General features: G+C 72.6%; 16 protein-coding genes and 1 pseudogene. 11 read left to right on the plus strand and 6 right to left on the minus strand.

Annotation, left to right across the window (positions count from 1 at the left end; translation table 11 throughout):
- Position 1 precedes the first annotated feature (1 nt).
- Positions 2-2,149: a tetratricopeptide repeat protein gene (locus ABT340_RS17720; RefSeq protein ID WP_352011821.1), complete on the plus strand. Its 2,148-nt coding sequence runs from the start codon at positions 2-4 to the stop codon at positions 2,147-2,149.
- Position 2,150: 1 nt separating this feature from the next.
- Here ABT340_RS17720 and ABT340_RS17725 read toward each other — a convergent pair whose 3' ends face one another.
- On the minus strand, positions 2,151-3,830 hold the full coding sequence (locus ABT340_RS17725) for a CDP-glycerol glycerophosphotransferase family protein (RefSeq protein ID WP_352011822.1): 1,680 nt from the start codon (positions 3,828-3,830) through the stop codon (positions 2,151-2,153).
- Positions 3,831-4,106: 276 nt separating this feature from the next.
- Here ABT340_RS17725 and ABT340_RS17730 point away from each other — a divergent pair, with 276 nt between their 5' ends.
- From ABT340_RS17730 to ABT340_RS17740, 3 genes are all read left to right on the plus strand, one after another.
- Positions 4,107-4,454, plus strand: coding sequence for a cupin domain-containing protein (locus ABT340_RS17730; RefSeq protein ID WP_352011823.1), 348 nt, complete (start codon positions 4,107-4,109; stop codon positions 4,452-4,454).
- Positions 4,455-4,550: 96 nt separating this feature from the next.
- On the plus strand, positions 4,551-4,970 hold the full coding sequence (locus tag ABT340_RS17735; RefSeq protein WP_352011824.1) for a YciI family protein: 420 nt from the start codon (positions 4,551-4,553) through the stop codon (positions 4,968-4,970).
- A 60-nt stretch (positions 4,971-5,030) separates the two neighbouring features.
- On the plus strand, positions 5,031-6,332 hold the full coding sequence (locus ABT340_RS17740; protein ID WP_399179406.1) for an RNA polymerase sigma factor: 1,302 nt from the start codon (positions 5,031-5,033) through the stop codon (positions 6,330-6,332).
- Between the two features lie 19 nt (positions 6,333-6,351).
- On the opposite strand, the gene ABT340_RS17745 is transcribed toward ABT340_RS17740, so the two are convergent.
- Complete coding sequence (locus ABT340_RS17745) at positions 6,352-7,635, minus strand: amidohydrolase family protein (RefSeq protein ID WP_352011825.1); 1,284 nt, start codon at positions 7,633-7,635, stop codon at positions 6,352-6,354.
- Positions 7,636-7,722: 87 nt separating this feature from the next.
- Between ABT340_RS17745 and ABT340_RS17750 the strand changes: the two genes are divergently transcribed.
- Positions 7,723-8,178, plus strand: a complete 456-nt coding sequence (locus ABT340_RS17750; RefSeq protein ID WP_352011826.1) for a MarR family winged helix-turn-helix transcriptional regulator — start codon at positions 7,723-7,725, stop codon at positions 8,176-8,178.
- Between the two features lie 96 nt (positions 8,179-8,274).
- Here ABT340_RS17750 and ABT340_RS17755 read toward each other — a convergent pair whose 3' ends face one another.
- The 3 genes and pseudogenes from ABT340_RS17755 to ABT340_RS17765 form a co-directional block, all read right to left on the minus strand.
- Positions 8,275-8,544, minus strand: a complete 270-nt coding sequence (locus ABT340_RS17755) for a Rossmann-fold NAD(P)-binding domain-containing protein (protein WP_352011827.1) — start codon at positions 8,542-8,544, stop codon at positions 8,275-8,277.
- A 22-nt stretch (positions 8,545-8,566) separates the two neighbouring features.
- A pseudogene (locus tag ABT340_RS17760) lies at positions 8,567-8,737 on the minus strand (RNA-guided endonuclease TnpB family protein); the annotation flags it as partial.
- A gap of 202 nt (positions 8,738-8,939) precedes the next feature.
- Positions 8,940-10,037 (minus strand): aldo/keto reductase, encoded by a 1,098-nt coding sequence (locus ABT340_RS17765; RefSeq protein WP_352011828.1) that lies wholly within the window; start codon positions 10,035-10,037, stop codon positions 8,940-8,942.
- Between the two features lie 125 nt (positions 10,038-10,162).
- On the opposite strand from ABT340_RS17765, the gene ABT340_RS17770 reads away from it, so the two are divergent.
- From ABT340_RS17770 to ABT340_RS17790, 5 genes are all read left to right on the plus strand, one after another.
- Positions 10,163-10,768, plus strand: coding sequence for a TetR/AcrR family transcriptional regulator (locus tag ABT340_RS17770; RefSeq protein ID WP_352011829.1), 606 nt, complete (start codon positions 10,163-10,165; stop codon positions 10,766-10,768).
- 110 nt (positions 10,769-10,878) lie between these two features.
- Positions 10,879-11,271: a YybH family protein gene (locus tag ABT340_RS17775; protein ID WP_352011830.1), complete on the plus strand. Its 393-nt coding sequence runs from the start codon at positions 10,879-10,881 to the stop codon at positions 11,269-11,271.
- 1 nt (position 11,272) lies between these two features.
- Positions 11,273-12,775: an aldehyde dehydrogenase family protein gene (locus ABT340_RS17780; protein WP_352011831.1), complete on the plus strand. Its 1,503-nt coding sequence runs from the start codon at positions 11,273-11,275 to the stop codon at positions 12,773-12,775.
- A 40-nt stretch (positions 12,776-12,815) separates the two neighbouring features.
- Complete coding sequence (locus tag ABT340_RS17785; RefSeq protein ID WP_352011832.1) at positions 12,816-14,027, plus strand: acyl-CoA dehydrogenase family protein; 1,212 nt, start codon at positions 12,816-12,818, stop codon at positions 14,025-14,027.
- Entirely contained in the window at positions 14,024-14,521 is a 498-nt protein-coding gene (locus ABT340_RS17790) for a flavin reductase family protein (protein ID WP_352011833.1), read from the plus strand. The genes ABT340_RS17785 and ABT340_RS17790 overlap by 4 nt, the downstream gene beginning before the upstream one ends.
- Positions 14,522-14,773: 252 nt before the next feature.
- Here ABT340_RS17790 and ABT340_RS17795 read toward each other — a convergent pair whose 3' ends face one another.
- A complete protein-coding gene (locus tag ABT340_RS17795; RefSeq protein ID WP_352011834.1) occupies positions 14,774-15,958 on the minus strand; it encodes an RNA-guided endonuclease InsQ/TnpB family protein in 1,185 nt (394 codons plus the stop codon).
- A 179-nt stretch (positions 15,959-16,137) separates the two neighbouring features.
- On the opposite strand from ABT340_RS17795, the gene ABT340_RS17800 reads away from it, so the two are divergent.
- On the plus strand, positions 16,138-17,184 hold the full coding sequence (locus ABT340_RS17800; protein ID WP_352011835.1) for a LuxR C-terminal-related transcriptional regulator: 1,047 nt from the start codon (positions 16,138-16,140) through the stop codon (positions 17,182-17,184).
- Positions 17,185-17,190 lie beyond the last annotated feature (6 nt).

The following is a 17,190-nucleotide window of genomic DNA, read 5'->3' on the forward strand; positions in this document are numbered from 1 at the left end:
CATGGTGATCGAATCCGATGACGAGCGGTCAGGGGCGGGCGGGACGCGCAACGAGCTTTCCGGCCAGGTCGCGGGCAACGTCGTGCAGGCCGGAGTCATCCAGCACCTCACGTTCGCGGCCCAGGAGCCGCCCGTCGCCGAGATTCCCCGGCAGCTGCCTCCCGAGCCGCGCGACTTCGTCAACAGGGTCAGGGAACTGGACGAGCTGGACCGGCTCCTCGACGAGGGCGGTGACGGTTCCGCACCCCTGGTGGCCGTCGTGAACGGCCTCGGCGGGGTGGGCAAGAGCGCGCTGAGCCGCCGCTGGGCGCACCGGGTGCGTGAGCGGTTCACCGACGGTCAGCTCTACGCCAGCCTGGGCGACCTGCGTCACGGGGGCGGGGTCGCGGTGAGCGACGTGCTCGGCGGTTTCCTGCGGGCCCTGGGCGTCCGCGAGGCGGGCATCCCCGCCGACCCGTCCGAGCGGGCGGCCCTGTTCCGCTCCAGGACCGCCGACCTGCGGCTTCTCATCCTGCTCGACGACGTCGAACACGCCGCCCAGGTGACGCCGGTGCTTCCGGCGTCCGCGAGCGGCGTCGTGGTGGTGACCAGCCACAGCAGACTCGGCGAGCTGGTCGTCACCGGCGCGGTCCCGGTCCCGCTCGCACCACTCGACGAGGAGCAGGGGGTACGGCTGCTCGCGGGCGTGCTCGGTGAGGAGCGCGTCCACGCGGAACCGGAGGCCGCCGGGGAGCTGGCGCGGCTGTGCGGAGGGCTGCCGGTCGCGCTGCGGGTGGCCGCCGCCCGCCTGGCGCAGCGGCGCGGACGGCCGATCGCCAGGCTGGTGACGGAGCTGACCGACGAGCGCCGCAGGCTGGAACGCCTGGCGGTCGGGGGGAAGACGATCGTGGAGGCGGTGTTCGAGACGGCGTGCCGGGCGCTGCCGCCCGGGGCGGGACGGCTCTACCGGCTGCTTGGCGCGGTCCCGGTCGCCGACCTCTCGGTCCAGGCCGTGCAGGTCGTGGCGGGAACGGGGGAGCGGGAGACGGAGGAGTCGCTGGAACTGCTCCTTGAGGCCAATCTCCTTGAGGAGACCGCGCAGGAGCGTTACCGGTTCCACGACCTGGTCAGGTTGCACGCGGCCCGGCTCGCCGAGCGGGAGGAGGCCCCCGGGGAGCGGGAGGCGGCGCTCGGCCGGATGGCCCGCTGGTACCGGGCGTGCGCCATGGCGGCCGACCGGGCGGTCACGAGGTCCCGGCTGCGTCTGGCCCCCGCCCCCGAGCCGGTCGAGCCCGAGGTGACGTTCTCCTCGGCGCGGCAGGCCCTGGACTGGCTGGACGGTGAGCGCGGCAACATGCTCGCCGTCCTCCGCCTCGCGGAGCGGGCCGGATGGGACGACGTCGTCTGGCAGACGGTCGAGGCGCTGTGGGTGCTGCACCACAGCCGCAAGCACTACGCCGACTGGATCGAGGCGGGCAGGCTGGGCACCCTGGCCGCGGGCCGCCTCGGGAACCGGGCCGCGGAGGCCCGCATGCGCAACCAGACGGCCAGGGCGTTCGTCGAGCTCGGCGAGCTCGGGCCCGCGGACGAGGAACTGCGCCTGGCCAGGTCCCTGGCCGTGGAGTCCGGCGACCGGCGGCTTGAGGCGGCGGTGCTCGAGTCACTCGGCCAGGTCGAGCTGGCCCGAGGGGCCTTCGACGCCGCGATCGGGCACTTCACCGAGGCCCTGGCCGTCAACGAGGCGCTGGGCAGGACCCGGGGCGCGGGGCTGCAGTCCTACCATCTCGGCCTGACCCACACCGCGGCGGGCCGCCCCCGGGAGGCGTTGGAGGCGTTCGAGCGGGCCAGGGGGCTGATCGGGGCCGAGGACGAGACCAGCCGGGCGAAGATCGACATCGAGCTGGGACTCGTCCACCGGATGCTCGGCAGGCCGCAGGAGATCGTGGGGAGGGTGACGGAGGCGGCGCGCACCATGCGGGCCAGGGGAGTCCCCCTCAAGGAGGCCAGGGCCTGGGAGATCCTGGCCGGCCTCACCGCCGACCTGGGAGACGAGCGGGGCTCGGAGGAGCACCTGCGCCGGGCGATCGCCGTCTACCTCGACCTGGGGAAGACGGCGAAGGCCGACGAGCTGGGCGGACGCCTGCCCCCTCCGGCCCCGGAGGACTCCTGACTCACGGCCGGACGGGGGTGACGTCGACGCGACCCTCGACGGCTCCGAGCCGTAGCCGCAACACGGACGGCGGCTCCCCGGCGCGGCGCTCGGAGACCAGCCAGCCGTACAGCGCGGAGGGCAGGCACGAGACGTCCGTCACCTGGGAGGTCTCCGGCAGGCCGAGGACGAACTCCCGCCCGTCACGCCGCAGGACGACGTGGACCCGGCGCCCGTCGACGACCGCGGCGGCCAGCGCGCAGCCCGGGTGGCGCCGTACGGCCTCCCGCGCCCACTCCGGTGAGCCGTCGCGGTGCACGATGACGGCCGCGCTCTCCAGCAGCCGCCGGTTCAGCTCCTCGGCGTCCACGGTGAGGTGCGTCTCGCGTGGCTCCCCGTCGAGGGGGCGGGTGACGGCCGCCGGGAAACGCCGCATCGCCACGGCCCCGTCCTCGCCGGCCCACGTCTCCACCAGGAACGAGGCCGGAGCCGGTTCCGCCCCGTACGGCTCGGCGAACGGCACCCCCGGCGCGGAACCGGGCGGATGGGCGAGGTCCATGAGCCGGTAGGCCACCTCGCGCAGCGACTCGCCCGCGCGGCCGAGGTTGCCCAGCGTACGGCCCGTCACGCGGTCGTAGGCCCCGGGCACGTGCGCGGAGAGGGCCTCCTCCACCTGTTCGAGCAGACCACGGCGCCGGTCGAGCCGGGGCAGGACCCCGCACAGCTCGGCGGTCGGGGAGGACGGGTCGAGCTCCTGCGCCTCCCGCCCCGAGGAGGCCAGCAGCACCGGCCGCCCGAGCGCCGCCCCGTAGAAGGTGACCGACCCGTGGTCGCCGACGACCACGTCCGAGGCGATCAGCGCCGCCTGCCACCCCCGTTCCGGGGGGATCACCGTCAGGCCCGCGCTCCGCTCACGCGCCAGCCACAGCCGTAACTGCAGCTCGCCGTGGTGGAGCGGGATGTTCGGATGCGTCACAAGCGCCACGCGGTACTCGTCGAGGGGAAGCTCGGCCAGCAGACGGGGCAACACGTCGCCGTTGGCCCCGTACAGGGAGTGCTCACCCCAGGTCGAGCTGACCAGCACCAGCCTGAGACCGTCGGGAACGCCGAGCGCGCGCCGGTAGCGCCTCCTGCGCGGCAGGTGCGCGACCAGCCGGTCGAAGGACGGGTCCCCGGTGACCGTGGCGACGGTCACGGCCTCGGGGCAGTAGCGCGCCAGGCGTCCCAGCTGCTCCTGGTGGGACAGGGCGATCGCGGCGGGCACCACCCGGCCGTCGCGGACCAGCTGGCTGCGCGCCAGGCCCGAGACCTCGGGGCCGTAGCCGTTCCCGGTGCGCAGCAGGCGGTTGTGACCGGCGCCGTGGGGCATCAGCAGCAGCGGGGCGTCGATCCGGTGCAGGTCCCCGTTGGCACTGGCGGACAGCGCCAGGTCGAACCGCGTCGCCACCGCCTGCGCCCACGGGATGGTCCTCGCCCCCGCCGCCCGCAGGTAGACGTCGAGCCCGTCGTCGAAGGCCGACCCCTCGACGGTCGTGAACAGCGTCCGGACGCGCAGGTCGGAGCCGAACATGGGCAGCACGTCGAGCAGCCGGCCCGCCGAGGTCATGTTCCTGGCCACGGCCAGGACGCTGCGGCGGGTGCGGACGGTGCCCCAGGTGCCCGCCGGAGAATCCCCCGCCCACGGCCGGTCCTCGCCGCTCACGATCCTCCGACCGGGTAATCCAGACACTCGGGCCAGCAGTGATTTTCAACGAGCATGTACCATACCGCCTGATCCTTCGGCGCCGGAAACGAGAAGAGTTCCCGCCGCCAAGCGGTTTCCCCTTTTCCGTGAACACGCTTCCCGGCGCCATATGAATGGCAGGGAAAAGAACCGCGGTTCCGGAGCGCCCGGATATGTGGCCGAGGAAGGGGGGAAGTACCGTCTGCGTGGGAGATCGGACGCCCATCGCCTCGTCCGTACCGTTCAGGGGAACGAATGAACAAGCTGTCATTGACCGCACTGGCCTCCCAGCAGCTCGACCTCGCCCGCGCCGCGTCGAGCGGGCGCAGCGCGCACACCGTGTACGGCGGGCACGAGCACTCCCTCCGCCAGACGCTGATCGCGCTCGACGCCGGACAGCGGCTCGGCGAGCACGAGAACCCCGGTGAGGCCACCGTGCACGTCCTGCGCGGGCGGGTCCGGCTGAGCGCGGGCGACGACTCCTGGGACGGTTCGGCCGGTGACCTGCTGATCGTGCCCGACGCCCGGCACGACCTTGAGGCGGTCGAGGAAGCCGTCGTCCTGCTCACCGTCTCCCTCAGCCGCCAGGGCTGGGACGCCTGAGAAAAAAGTTCGCCCGCCGTGTCGATCCGCCGTCACGCTGTTCGACCTGTGGGTGAGAGGGCCGAAGGACGGCCCCGACAGCGGAGGAGACCGGAGATGGCGAAGTACATGCTGATCATGAGGGGCACGGACGAGAGCCTCGCCGAGATGATGAAGACGCCCTTCGAGGAGATGCTCGAAACGGTCGGGCGTTTCAACGACGAGTTGATCAAGGCGGGCGTGCTCGTCGCCGCCGAGGGCCTGGACGACCCGGCCCAGGGCGTGGTCGTCGACTTCAGCGGACAGACGCCGGTGGTCACCGACGGCCCGTACGGCGAGACGAAGGAGCTGTTCGGCGGCTTCTACCTGATCGACGTGGCCTCCAAGGAGGAGGCGGTCGAGTGGGCCAGGCGGATCCCCATGATGTCCGGCGCCAAGTGTGAGATCCGCCGGGTGCCCGGCATCGACGAGTTCCCCCAGGACAACGAGTGGGTCGCCAAGGAGCGGGAGTGGCGCGAGCGGACCGGCCAGCTCTGACCGCCGGGACGGGCCCAGAAGACGAGCGCGGCAGGCGAGCACGGAAGACGAGCACAGAGGATGAGCGCGGAAACAGCGGAAACAGTGGGTGAGCCGGTACGGCGGGCCGTCGAGGCCGTCTGGCGGATCGAGTCGGCCAGGATCGTCGGCGCGCTGGCCCGCTACACCGGTGACTTCGCGCTGGCCGAGGACGTCGCGCAGGAGGCGGTCGCCGAGGCGCTCGTCGCCTGGTCGCGCGACGGCACGCCGGACAACCCGGTGGGCTGGCTGCTGACGACCGCGCGGCGGCGCGCCATCGACGGCTTCCGCCGCGGGGCGGCGCTGGGCGAGCGCTACGCCATGCTCGCCGGGCAGCTCACCGAGGGGGAGGCCACCTCGGGCGCGCGGGTCCCGCCGGACCGGGACGACCTGCCGTGGGATCCAGAACGGATCGACGACGACGTCCTGGCGCTGATGTTCGTGGCCTGCCACCCGGTGCTCTCCCCGGAGGCACGGGTGGCCCTGACCCTGCGCGTGGTCGGCGGCCTGTCGAGCGAGGAGATCGCCAGGGCGTTCCTGGTGCCCGTGCCGACGGTCCAGGCGCGGATCACCCGGGCGAAGAAGACGATCGCCGCGGCGGCGGTGCCGTTCGAGCTGCCGCCGCCGGAGGATCGGCGCGAGCGGCTCGGCGGCGTCCTGGGCGTGCTCTACGTGATCTTCACGGAGGGCTCGACGGCGACGGCCGGTGACCACCTGCTGCGCACCGACCTCGCCTACGAGGCGATCCGCCTGGCCAGGACGCTGACCGCGCTGCTGCCCGCCGAGCCGGAGGCGCACGGGCTGCTCGCCCTGTTCGAGCTCACAGCCGCGCGTTTCCCCGCGCGCACCGGTCCCGACGGGGAGGCGGTGCTCCTGGAGGACCAGGACCGACGGCTGTGGGACCGTTCGGCGATCCGCCGGGGACTGGCCGCCCTCACCCGCGCGGCGGGGGCCGGGCGAGGGCTCGGGCCGTACGGGCTCCAGGCGGCGATCGCCGCCTGCCACGCGTCGGCCCCCTCGGTGGCGGAGACCGACTGGAGACGGATCGTGATCCTCTACGAGGCGCTCGGCCGGGTGGCGCCCTCACCCGTCGTGGAGCTCAACCGCGCGGTCGCCGTCGCGATGGCGGACGGGCCGGGGCAGGCGCTGGGCATCGTGGACGACCTGGCCGTCGCCGGTCGCCTGCCGGGTTCGCACCTGCTGCCGGGGGTGCGCGGCGAACTGCTGGCCAGACTCGGCAGGGCCGCCGAGGCACGCGCGGAGTTCGAACTGGCCGCCCGCCTGTGCGGCAACGTCCGCGAACGGTCGGTACTGCTGCGCAAGGCGGCGGCGCTGCCGGGGTGACCCGGTCCGGCGGGGGCGCTCAGGCGGCCAGCAGGGTGCCGCGGCGCCAGACGGCGCGGATGTCCAGGGTCGCGGAGATGTCGGTCGTGGGGTCGCCGTCCACGAGGAGCAGGTCGGCGCGGGCGTCCACGGCGATCCTGCCCCGGTCGGTGAGGCCGAAGCGGCGTGCCGTGACGCTGGTCGCGGCACGCAGCGCCTCGACGGGCGTCAGTCCGGCCTGGACGAGGTAGCGCAGCTCACGGTGGAGGCTGGCGCCGTGGGCGACACCGCCGAGGAAGGGCAGCGGGAAGGCGGCGTCGGTCCCGGCGAGGATGTCCACGCCCGCGGCGCGCAGGGCGCCGACCGTGTCCAGGACGTCCTCCAGCCTGCCCTGGGGGTAGTGGCCGTAGCAGCGGCGCAGCGTGGTGAGCCAGGCCTCGTCCAGGCGGGAGCCGACGCGCGGGTCCTCGGCGAGGTCGGCGCCGGTGATCCCCGTCATGGAGGCGTTGAGGACCACGCAGGGGACGACGAACGCGCCGGAGCGGGCGACGAGATCGATGATCTCGTCGTCGTGCGGCCGGTCCATGAACAGGTGGGCCAGGCCGTCGACGCCCGCCTCGACGGCCATGCGCGTCGCCTCGACGGTGAGGACGTGGGCGAGGGTGAGCATCCCGTGCCGGTGGGCCTCGGCGACCCCGGCGTTCAGGGTCGCCTGGTCGAGCATGGGCAGGCCGGGGTGGCCCTCGACCGTGCCGTCGTCGACCATGAACTTGATGTAGTCGGAACCCGTCTCGACGAGCTTCGGCACGAAGTCCCTCGCCTCCTGAGGGGTGGTCGAGAGCGGCTTCACCGGGGCCTGGCCGCCGGTCGGCCCGCCGGCGGGGCCACTGTCGCCGAAGTGCGTGCCCGGTGGGAACAGCTCGCTGGGGTGGCCGCCGGGCGGGGTGATGGCGAACCCCGCGGAGCGCACGTCGGCGAGGGCGTCGTCGCCGTCGAGGCGGGCCCTGTTGGGCTTGGTCCACAGCCCCTGCATCTCCAGTTCGGTCGTGACCCCGAACCTCAGCGCGAACGCCAGCGCCTGCTCGGAGGTGTGGACATGGGCGTCGATCAGGCCGGGCAGCAGCGTGCCGCCGCCCGCGTCGACGACGTTCGCCCCTGCGGGCACGTCGCCTCCGACGGCGGTGACGACCCCGCCGTCGATCACGACGGTGGTCTCCCGCAGAACGTGTTCGCCGTCGAAGACGCGGGCGTTGGTCACGGCGGTCATGGGCACTGTGCCTCCCTGGGCGGTGCGGACGGTACGGGCGGTCCGGGTGCCGCCCATGCCCAAGAAAATACATGACTAATGACATGCATGTGCGTGTCATAAAGCATATGTATGTTTGTTTGTCGTGAAGGTTAGGATGTCTCCATGACCAGCGGTGACGACATGACCCCGGAGGAGGAGGCCCTCCTCGACGGCATCGGGCCCATCTTCGCCCGGCTGCGGCGGCGCGTGCCCGCCTCACGCAGGGACGCCTCCCGCAACCTGGTGCTCAACATCGTCGCCGACAGCCGCGACGAGATGACCGTCGGCGGCGTCGCCGAGGAGCTCGGGGTCGACCAGTCGGTCGCCAGCCGCATGGTCTCCGACTGCATCTCCTCCGGATACCTGCTGCGCGCCGCCTCACAGGAGGACGGCAGACGGACCGTGCTCAAACTCACCCAGCAGGGCGCCGACCTGCGCGAGTGCTTCGCCAAGGGGCAGCGCGAGGCGTTCGAGCAGATCACGGAGGGCTGGCCGAGGAGGGAACGGCTCCAGTTCGCCAGGCTGCTGCTCAGATACGTCGAAGACGCGGCCCTCCTGCGCGAGCGGGAGCGAACCTAGGACCTGTCTGGCAATTCGAAGTCGCGGAGCCAGAGCATGACAGATGCCAGGGTGACGCCTGTCGGGTAGCGGGCGGCCAGATCCACGGACCCCTTGTCAGGAGGCGGGGTGGTCGGCGCTGAGGGTGAGGTCGCGCCAGGTGTCGAAGGCGGTCCTGAGGGTGCCGAGGCGGGCGGAGGCCACGTCGTAGGAGGCCCTGCCCAGCAGCAGGCGCAGCGGTGGCCGCTCCGACCCGACGGCGGTGATGATCGCCTCGCTCGCGCGGACCGGGTCGCCGGGCTGCCTGCCGTACGTGGCGAGGGTCGAGGCCCGTCGCGCGCCCGCCGTCTCCGCGTAGTCGTCGATGTGGACGCCGGACTGACGCATGGAGGGGCCCGACCAGTTCGTCCGTGAAACGAACCGTCTGTCGGCTGTCCTTCCTCGACCGGAACCGGGGCGGTGCGATCTTTCGCCCCTTGCGCCTGCCTGTGACCGAGGAGAAGAAGTTGCGGTAGGCGGCGTTCAGGTCCGCCAGCGCCTGCTGCAACACCACGGCCGAGACCTCGCTCAGCCAGGCCCGCGACCCGGCGGCGAGTGCCGTACGGTATGCCCGCGTCCTCGGGGCTCAGGCGCTCGCGGCGGGCGCGCAGGAACCGGCCGAGCGGGTTGTCCCGGGCCGTGGCCGCGCCCGTGGTCTCAGGGTCCATGCCTTCGAGGCCAGGCCCGGCGCCGGGGAGGCAGAAGCCCTGAAGGGGGCCGTGCCACTCCCACCCTGACGGGCGTCAGGCCACCCAGTTCCGTACGGCGGGGGCGTATCCGGCGGGCTTGTCCCCGACCTTGACCCCCGGGCTGACCAGATTGCCCTGGTACTCCGGGGTGAACATGCCGTAGACCAGCGGGGGCGTCACGGCGCTCGCCTCGTCGAGGACGGCGCGCAGCTCCGGCGGGATCTCGAAGCCGAGGGCGGCCATGGTGCCGTCGAGCTGCCGCACGTCGCTCGCCCCGACGATCGCCGAGGCGATCCCGGGCTGGGTGGCGACCCAGTTGACGGCGACCTGGGCCGTCGTCACCCCGAGCTCGGCGGCGACCTTCTCGGCCGCCGTCAGGATCCGCCACTCCCGGTCCGTCCACGACCGCCAGGCCGAGCCCGAGCGGTCGAGCCTGCCCGGCCCGGTCAGACCCTGTCCGTCACGCCGGTACTTGCCGGTCAGGAAGCCGCCGCCGAGGGGGCTCCACGCCGTGATGCCGACTCCCAGGTCGCGTCCCATCGGGACGTGTTCGAACTCGATCGCCCGGTCGATGAGGGAGTAGGGCAGCTGCACGCAGAGCACCGGAGGGAAGGCGCCGGTCTCGGCGAGGGTCTGGGCGCGGGCCGCGTACCAGGCGGGCACGTCGGACAGGCCCGCGTAACGGATCTTCCCGGCCCTGGTGAGGTCGTCGAAGGTCCGCATGACCTCCTCGACGGGGGTGATCCGGTCCCAGGTGTGCAGCAGGAACAGGTCGACGTGGTCGGTGCGCAGGCGGCGCAGCGACGCCTCGACCGCCCTGATCATGTGCTTGCGGCCGTTGCCGCCCGCGTTCGGGTCTCCGGGCTCGACGCTGTTGGTGAACTTGGTGGTGAGCACCACCCTGTCGCGCACCCCGGCCTCGGCGATGAGGTCGCCGAGGATGGTCTCGCTCTCTCCGGCGGTGTAGAAGTCGGCCGTGTCGATGAGGTTCCCGCCCGCCTCCAGGTAGCGGCGGAAGACGGGGCGGATCTCGTCCCGGGCCTTGCCGTACGCGGCGTGGAAGCCGCCGGTGCCGAAGTTCATCGTGCCGAGCGCGAGCCTGCTGACCCGCAGCCCGGAACGTCCGAGCAGGTAGTACTGGTCGAGAGACATGGGGGTCCTTCCCGTTCTGAGATGGGTGGGTGGTTTCGCGACCCACCTTGCGCGGCATAAAATGGACTGTCAAGTCCAAAACTGGCGCGATAATATGGACTGAAAAGTCCAATCTGGAGGTGGTCATGCCCACGCTCACCCGCAAGGGGGCCGCGACCCGGCGGCGCATCCTGGACGGCGCCGCCGCGCACATCCGCGAGTTCGGCGTGGCCGCGACGACCCTCGACGACGTGCTGGCCAGGACCGCCACCAGCAAGAGCCAGCTGTTCCACTACTTCCCCGGCGGCAGGGAGGAGCTGCTGCTGGCCGTGGCGCGCCTGGAGGCCGACCGGGTGCTTGAGGACCAGCGGCCCCAGCTCGGCGACCTCACCTCCTGGCCCGCCTGGTGGTCGTGGCGCGACACCGTCGTCGAGCGTTACCGCAGGCAGGGCGGCCTGTGCCCGCTCAACGCCGTCACCTCGCACCTGGGCGAGGGCACCCCCGGCGCCCGCGCCGTGGTCACCGGGCTGATGGGCCGCTGGCAGGCCGAGCTCGCCGCCGGAGTACGGCACATGCAGGGCGTCGGCGAGATCGACCCCGCAGTCGACCCCGACCGCGCCGCGGCGGCCCTGCTCGCGTGCGTCCAGGGCGGAGTGCTGATCCAGATGTCCACCGGCGAGACCACCCACCTGGAGGCCGCCCTCGACATGGGCATCGCCAGCCTGCGCGCGGGCTCCTTCCCCGCGAACTGACGGGCATCCCCCGAACAGGGGATGCCCGCGAACCCCGTCCCGGCGGGATGTGGCCGCCCGCGGCCGAACCTACGTTGAGGGAAACGCACCCCCCTCACCAAGGAGTAACCGTGGGTTCGCACAACAGCGTCACCGAGCTCAACGAGTTGTTCGTCGAGGCAATGAACGCCGGGGACCTCGACCTGGCCGTGTCCTGCTGGGACGAGAACACCGTCTTCCAGACCGCGCCGGGGACGGAGCCCGTCCGAGGGCTGCCCGCCCTGCGGGAGGCGCTCCAGCGGTTCATCGACACCAAGCCCCACCTGACGATCGAGGAACTGCACCGGGTCGAGGCGGGGGACGTCGCCCTGGTCGCGCTCAGGTGGCACCTGACCGGGACCGGCCCCGACGGGGAGCCGATCGAGATGGGCGCCGTGGACAGCAACGTCTTCTGCCGCCAGGCCGACGGCACCTGGCGCATCCGCATCGACAACCCCTTCCACTCCCAGCACATCGGCTTCTGACATGACCACGACCGAAGCCACCACGGGGGGACGGCTCTCGCTGGCCGCCCCGCAACCCCTGCTGATCGGCGGCGAGGAGGTCGGGGCCGCCCGGACCTTCCCCGCCGTCGACCCCAGCACCGGCCGCGTCTGGGCGCAGGTCGCCGAGGGTACGGCGGGCGACGTGGACCGCGCGGTCGCCGCGGCCAGGAGCGCCTTCGACACCTGGCGGCGGACCTCGCTCGACACCCGGCAGGCCCTGCTGTGGGCCGTCGCCGAGCGGCTGACCCAGGATGCCGGACGCTGGCCCGCCCTGCTCGCGACCGAGAACGGCAGAGCCATCCGCGAGGGCGGCCTGATCGACGTGCCGACGGCCGCGGAGATCTTCCGGTTCTTCTCCGGCGTCGTCCGCGACCTGCACGGGCGGACCGTGCCCTGCGGCCCCGGCGCCCACGTCTCCACCACCCCGCGCCCGCTCGGCGTCGTCGCCGCGATCGTCCCGTGGAACTCGCCGCTGATCTCGGTCGCGCACAAGCTGGCGCCCGCCCTGGCCGCGGGCAACACCGTCGTGGTGAAGCCGTCGGAACTGGCCTCGGTCAGCACGGTGGAGTTCGTCCGGCTCGTGCAGGACCTGTTCCCGCCCGGCGTCGTCAACGTCGTCACCGGGTTCGGCCCCGAGGCCGGGCACGCGCTCGTCTCCCACCCCGACGTCGCCAAGGTCAGCTTCACCGGCGGCACCGAGACCGGGCGCCGCATCCTCGGGGGCGTCTCGGAGCGGCTGGTCCCGGCGCTGATGGAACTGGGCGGGAAGGGGGCCATGGTGGTCTGCCCGGACGCCGACCTCGACACCGTCACCGAGGACGTGCTCACCGGCGTCTTCGCCGCCAACGGCGAGGTGTGCTTCGCCTCCTCACGGCTCATGGTGCACCGGGACCGCCACGACGAACTCCTCGAAAGGGTCGTCGCCCGCGCCGAGTCGATCGTCGTCGGCGACGCCCTCGACCCGGCCACCCAGCTCGGCCCGCTGGTGACGGCCGGGCACCGCGACCTGGTCGCCGCCAGGGTGCGGGCCGCGCTCTCCGAGGGAGCGGGGCTCAGGGCGGGCGGGCACGTCCCGGAGATGCCCGGCGAGCTGGCCGGGGGCAGCTACTACCGGCCGACCGTCCTGGCCTCCCCGGACGGCACGACCAGCGCCTCGTGCGAGGAGTTCTTCGGCCCCGTGCTCACCGTGGAGTCCTGGACCTCGGAGGAGGAGGTCGTCGAACGGGCCAACAGGGTCGCCTTCGGGCTGGCCAACGGGGTGTGGAGCACCGACCTCGCCCAGGCCTACCGGCTGGCGGACCGCCTCGACTCCGGGATGGTCTGGATCAACACCTGGTTCGCGACACCGCTCGGCCAGCCGCAGGGCGGCGTCAAGGCCAGCGGCTTCGGCAGGGAGGGGGCCACCTCGACCCTCCTGGAGTACACCTTGACCAAGGTCGTCCACGCCAGCCTCGACACCGCCCGTCCACCGATGTGGACCTGAGACCCTTCAGAACAGATCGACCAGGAAGACAGGCACCACCATGCGCTTCGACCTCGACGAACACAGCGCGCAACTGGCCGAGCTCGGCGCGAGACTCGCCGCCGGGTTCGCCCCCCACGCCGGGGAGCACGACCGCGACCGCAGCACCGCGACGGAGAACCTCGCCAAACTGCGCGAGGCGGGCCTGTACGGCGTCGCGCTCCCGCGCGACCTCGGCGGCCTCGGGGCCAGGACGACCCAGTGGCTGGCCACCGTCGAGGCGCTCGCCAAGGGCGACGCCTCGACCGCGCTCGGCTTCAACATGCACTACGTGGCCACCCGCATCATCGCCACACTCGACGCCGTACCGGCCGACGCCAGGAAGCGGGTGGCCGACCTGGTGGTCCGGGACGGCGCGCTGATCTGCGCGCCGCTGTCCGAGCCGTCCGCGTCGAGCCTGCTGCCCGCCACCTACATGCCCACCCTCTCCGCGCGCCGGGTGCCCGGCGGCCTGGAGGTCAGCGGCACGAAGATGTTCGCCTCCCTGTGGGAGGCCAGCGACTACGCCTTCATGTTCGCCCACCCGGAGTGGGCGGACGACCCGACCCACGTGGTCGGCTTCCTGATGCCGACCCGCCAGGACGGCGCGATCACGGTCACCGACGACTGGGACACCCTGGGCATGCGCTCGACCCGCAGCAACCAGGTCCGCATCGACGGGGCGTTCGTGCCGGACGACCTCGTCCTGTGCGAGTTCGGCGACTTCCTCGGCAACTGGATCGTGGCCCAGGCCCACATCGCGTGGGGCGGCTACACCGGCGTCTACCTCGGTGTCGCCGAGGCGATGGCGGAGTGGCTGCGGAACGCCCTCGGGACGCGCACGGCCAAGGGCCACGCCCAGCCGATGGGCTACCACCCGACGATCAGCACCGCGATGGGGCACATCGCGGCCCAGATCGAGGCGGCCAGGCTGATGATGTACCACGCGGCCTGGGAGGCCGACGAGAACAGCGGGCCGAGCCTGAACACCTGCGCCGCGTTCCTGCGGGCGAAGCTGATGGTCGGCACGGCGATCCACACGATCTCCACGCTCGGCACGACGGCGGGCGGCCTCAACTCGCTGATGCGGGCCAAGGGCTACGAGCTGATGCTGCGGGACGCCATGACCGGCCCGATCATGCCGCCGAACGCGCTGGCGTGCGCGGAGATGGCCGGTCTGATCTCGATGGGGCTCGACCCGGGCCAGGCACCGGCCCTGCGCACGGCGTCATGAACGGGGCCACCTCGTGCGAGCCGTCGACCGAGCCGACTCCCGAGGCCTTCAGATCGGCGTGCGCCCAGTTCCCCACCGGGGTCGTGGTCGTCACGACGACCCTGGACGGCACGCCGTACGGCAGCACCGTCAACGCCTTCACCTCCCTCACCCTGCACCCGCCCCAGGTGCTGGTCTGCCTGGCGGCGACCTCCCGCACCTGGTCGGCGATCGAACGCTCCGGGGTGTTCGCGGTGAACGTGCTCTCCTCGGGGCAGGCGGCCACGGCCCGGCTGTTCGCCTCGAAGGACTCCGACAAGTTCGAGCACGTGGACCACGTCCCCGGCGCGGTCGGCGCGCCGCTGCTCGCCGGGACCACGGCGAGCTTCGAGTGCCGCCTGGCGGGGACGCTGCGCAACAACTCACACTGGATGCTCATCGGGCGGGTGGTCTCACTGGCCGCCGAACCCGAGCGTGAGCCGTTGCTCTTCCTCCACGGCCGTCTGGCCGGATGACGGCCCCGGCGGACCCGGCCGGACAGCGACCCGGCGGCCCCGGCCGGACAACGGCTCGCCAGGCCCGGCCGGGTGACGGCCCGCGGGGCGCGGGTCCGCTGAGCGGACCCGGCGCTTGGCGGCCACGGCCGTCCTCCTGGAAGGTGGGAGGAAGCCGGTCCGGGCGGGACGCCTCGGTGGGCCGCCCGGCCGAGCGTGTCGAGAGTGGAGCACGTCGTGACTCCTCCGTTCCCTGAAGGAAGCGGCTTCTCGCTAAGCCGCTTCCGCGGCCTGGCGAAGGGCAAGCCCTGCCCTCAAGACGTTGACCGCCGCGTTCACATCGGCGTGCGCGGCATGCCCGCACTCCCGGCATCGGAACTCGGCTTGGGTGAGGCGGTTCTCCGCAGCGCGGTGCCCGCAGGCGGCGCAGGTGCGGGAGGTGTGGGCGGGGTTCACCGCGATCAGCTCTCGACCGGCGCCCTCAGCCTTGTACGACAGAATCGTCAGGAACACCCCCCGCCCCGCATCCAGAATGCTCCGGTTCAACCCGGACTTGGCGGCGATGTTCCGGCCGGGCCGCTCGACCGTGCCCGCAGCCGAGCGGGTCATGTTCGCGATCCGCAGGTCCTCGTGCACGATCACGTCGTAAGTGCGGACCAGGGCGAGCACGGCCTTGTGCCCGTGGTCGAGGCGCTGACGGCGGACCTTGCCGTGCAGGGCGGCGACACGGGCGACCGCCTTACGGCGCCGCGTGGAGCCTCTCTTCTTACGGGCCAGGGCTCGTTGAGCCTGCGCGAGACGATCGGCGGTCGCGGCCAGGTGGCGCGGGTTGGCGACGTGCTCGCCGCCGGAGGTGGTCACCAGCGAGGCGACGCCCATGTCGATGCCGACCGCCGTGCCCGTGGCGGGAAGTGGTTCGGCGGGCACGTCGTCGCACGACAGCACCACGTACCAGCGGGGCCCCTCCCGTTTGACGCCGATCGTCTTCACGCGGCCCTTGACCGGCCGGTGCCGGTGCGCCCGGACAGGCCCGACACCCTGAAGGCGGACATAGGTGGCGCTGGGGTGTTCGGGCTGGAAGTCCCACCGGCAGCCGTCACCGTCCCTGGGCCACTCAACGGTGTCGAACCGGCCCCGCCCCTTGAACCGCGGGAAACCGGGCGTGCGGCCTGCTTTGACGCGGTCGAAGAACGCACGGAACGCCTTGTCGAGCCGTCGAAGGGTGGCCTGCTGGGAGGAGAAGGACCAGCGCCCCTGCCCGTCCGGGTCGTCGGCGCGGATGTGCTTCAGTTCGGCCGACTGCTCGCCGTAGCGGATGCTCACGCCCGCCTTGGCATAGGCGGTGCGGCGATGCTCCAGAGCGGCGTTGTACAGGACCCGGTGATCGCCCAGGCACGCCGCCAGCGCGATCTCCTGGTGGTGGGTGGGACGCAACAGGAATTTGAACGATCTGCGCACACCCCACCCCCATCACGTTCGGTAACTAAACCGTCACGGTATCGGCCGGCACCGACAAAACCAGGAAGGACATCCGCGATGCGCGGACCAGGCGGGTCACTGCACGCTCGGGCCTTGGCGGCCCTCCCTCTCCCGATTCCCCCGTCACCTAAAGGCGACAGTCCCCTCGGGAGAATCTGATGGGCAGTCCCGCCGCCGATCCGGTCCGATCGCTGCCGCCCGCGCTCGTCGCCGAGCTGGTCGCCTCGCCCTCCCTCGAACGGCTGCTCGACCGCTTCCTCGACTTCCTTGAGGAGGCGCCGGGCAGGTTCGGCTCCTTCGCCGCGGGCGTCTACGTGCACGACAACGTGACCGGGCGCCCCGCCGCGGCCAGGGTGCGGGGACTGGGCGACTACTACGTGCGCAGCTACGAGCGCCACGGCCGCGACCGGGACCCCGTCGTCCAGCGAGCCCTGCGCGAACGCCGGGTGTGCGACAGCGACTCGCTGATGCCGAGGGAGGAGTGGCTGAAGCTGCCCATCGTGCACGATGTGTTCGCCCCGCACGCCATGGCGCGGGTGCTGTGCGCCCCGTTCGTCGTCGGCGCCGAGGTGGCGGGCACGCTGAACCTGGCCCGGCGGGACGGGCAGCCCGAGTTCACCGAGGCCGACCGCGACGCCGCCCACGTGGCGGCCATGGTGCTGGGCATCGCGGTGTCCGCGGTGCGGGAGCGGTCCTCGATCGAGCGTGAACGCCACCAGCTGGCCGAGGCGCTCGACCGGTGCGGCACGCCGGTCGTGCTGACCGACCTGGCGCTGGCGCGGCGCCACCTCAACGCGCCCGCCCTGTCCCTGTTCGCCAGGCTCGGCGACGACCGCCCGGAGGTGGAGCGGCTGCTCGACTGCGACGGGGACAGGACGGTCGTCTCCTGGAGTGCGGACGGCGCCCTGGAGGCCGGGCCGCACCTCACCGTCACCTCGCAGCGGCTGCCCGGCCAGCCGGACGTGATCGTCTCGGTCATCACCGTACGGGACGGTACGGCGCGCCTGGTCGCCCCGTACCGGCTGGCGTCCCTCACCCCGCGCGAGGCCGAGATCGCCACCCGCGCCCTCACCGGCCGCAGGGACGGTGAGATCGCGGCCGAGCTGTTCATCAGCCCGCACACGGTCAAGCACCACCTCAAGTCGATCTACGCCAAGCTCGGCGTGCACACGCGCGCGGAACTGCTCGACCGCCTGCTGCGCTGAGCCCGC

The organism is Streptosporangium sp. NPDC000239, assembly GCF_040300765.1.
Taxonomy (GTDB): Bacteria; Actinomycetota; Actinomycetes; order Streptosporangiales; family Streptosporangiaceae; genus Streptosporangium.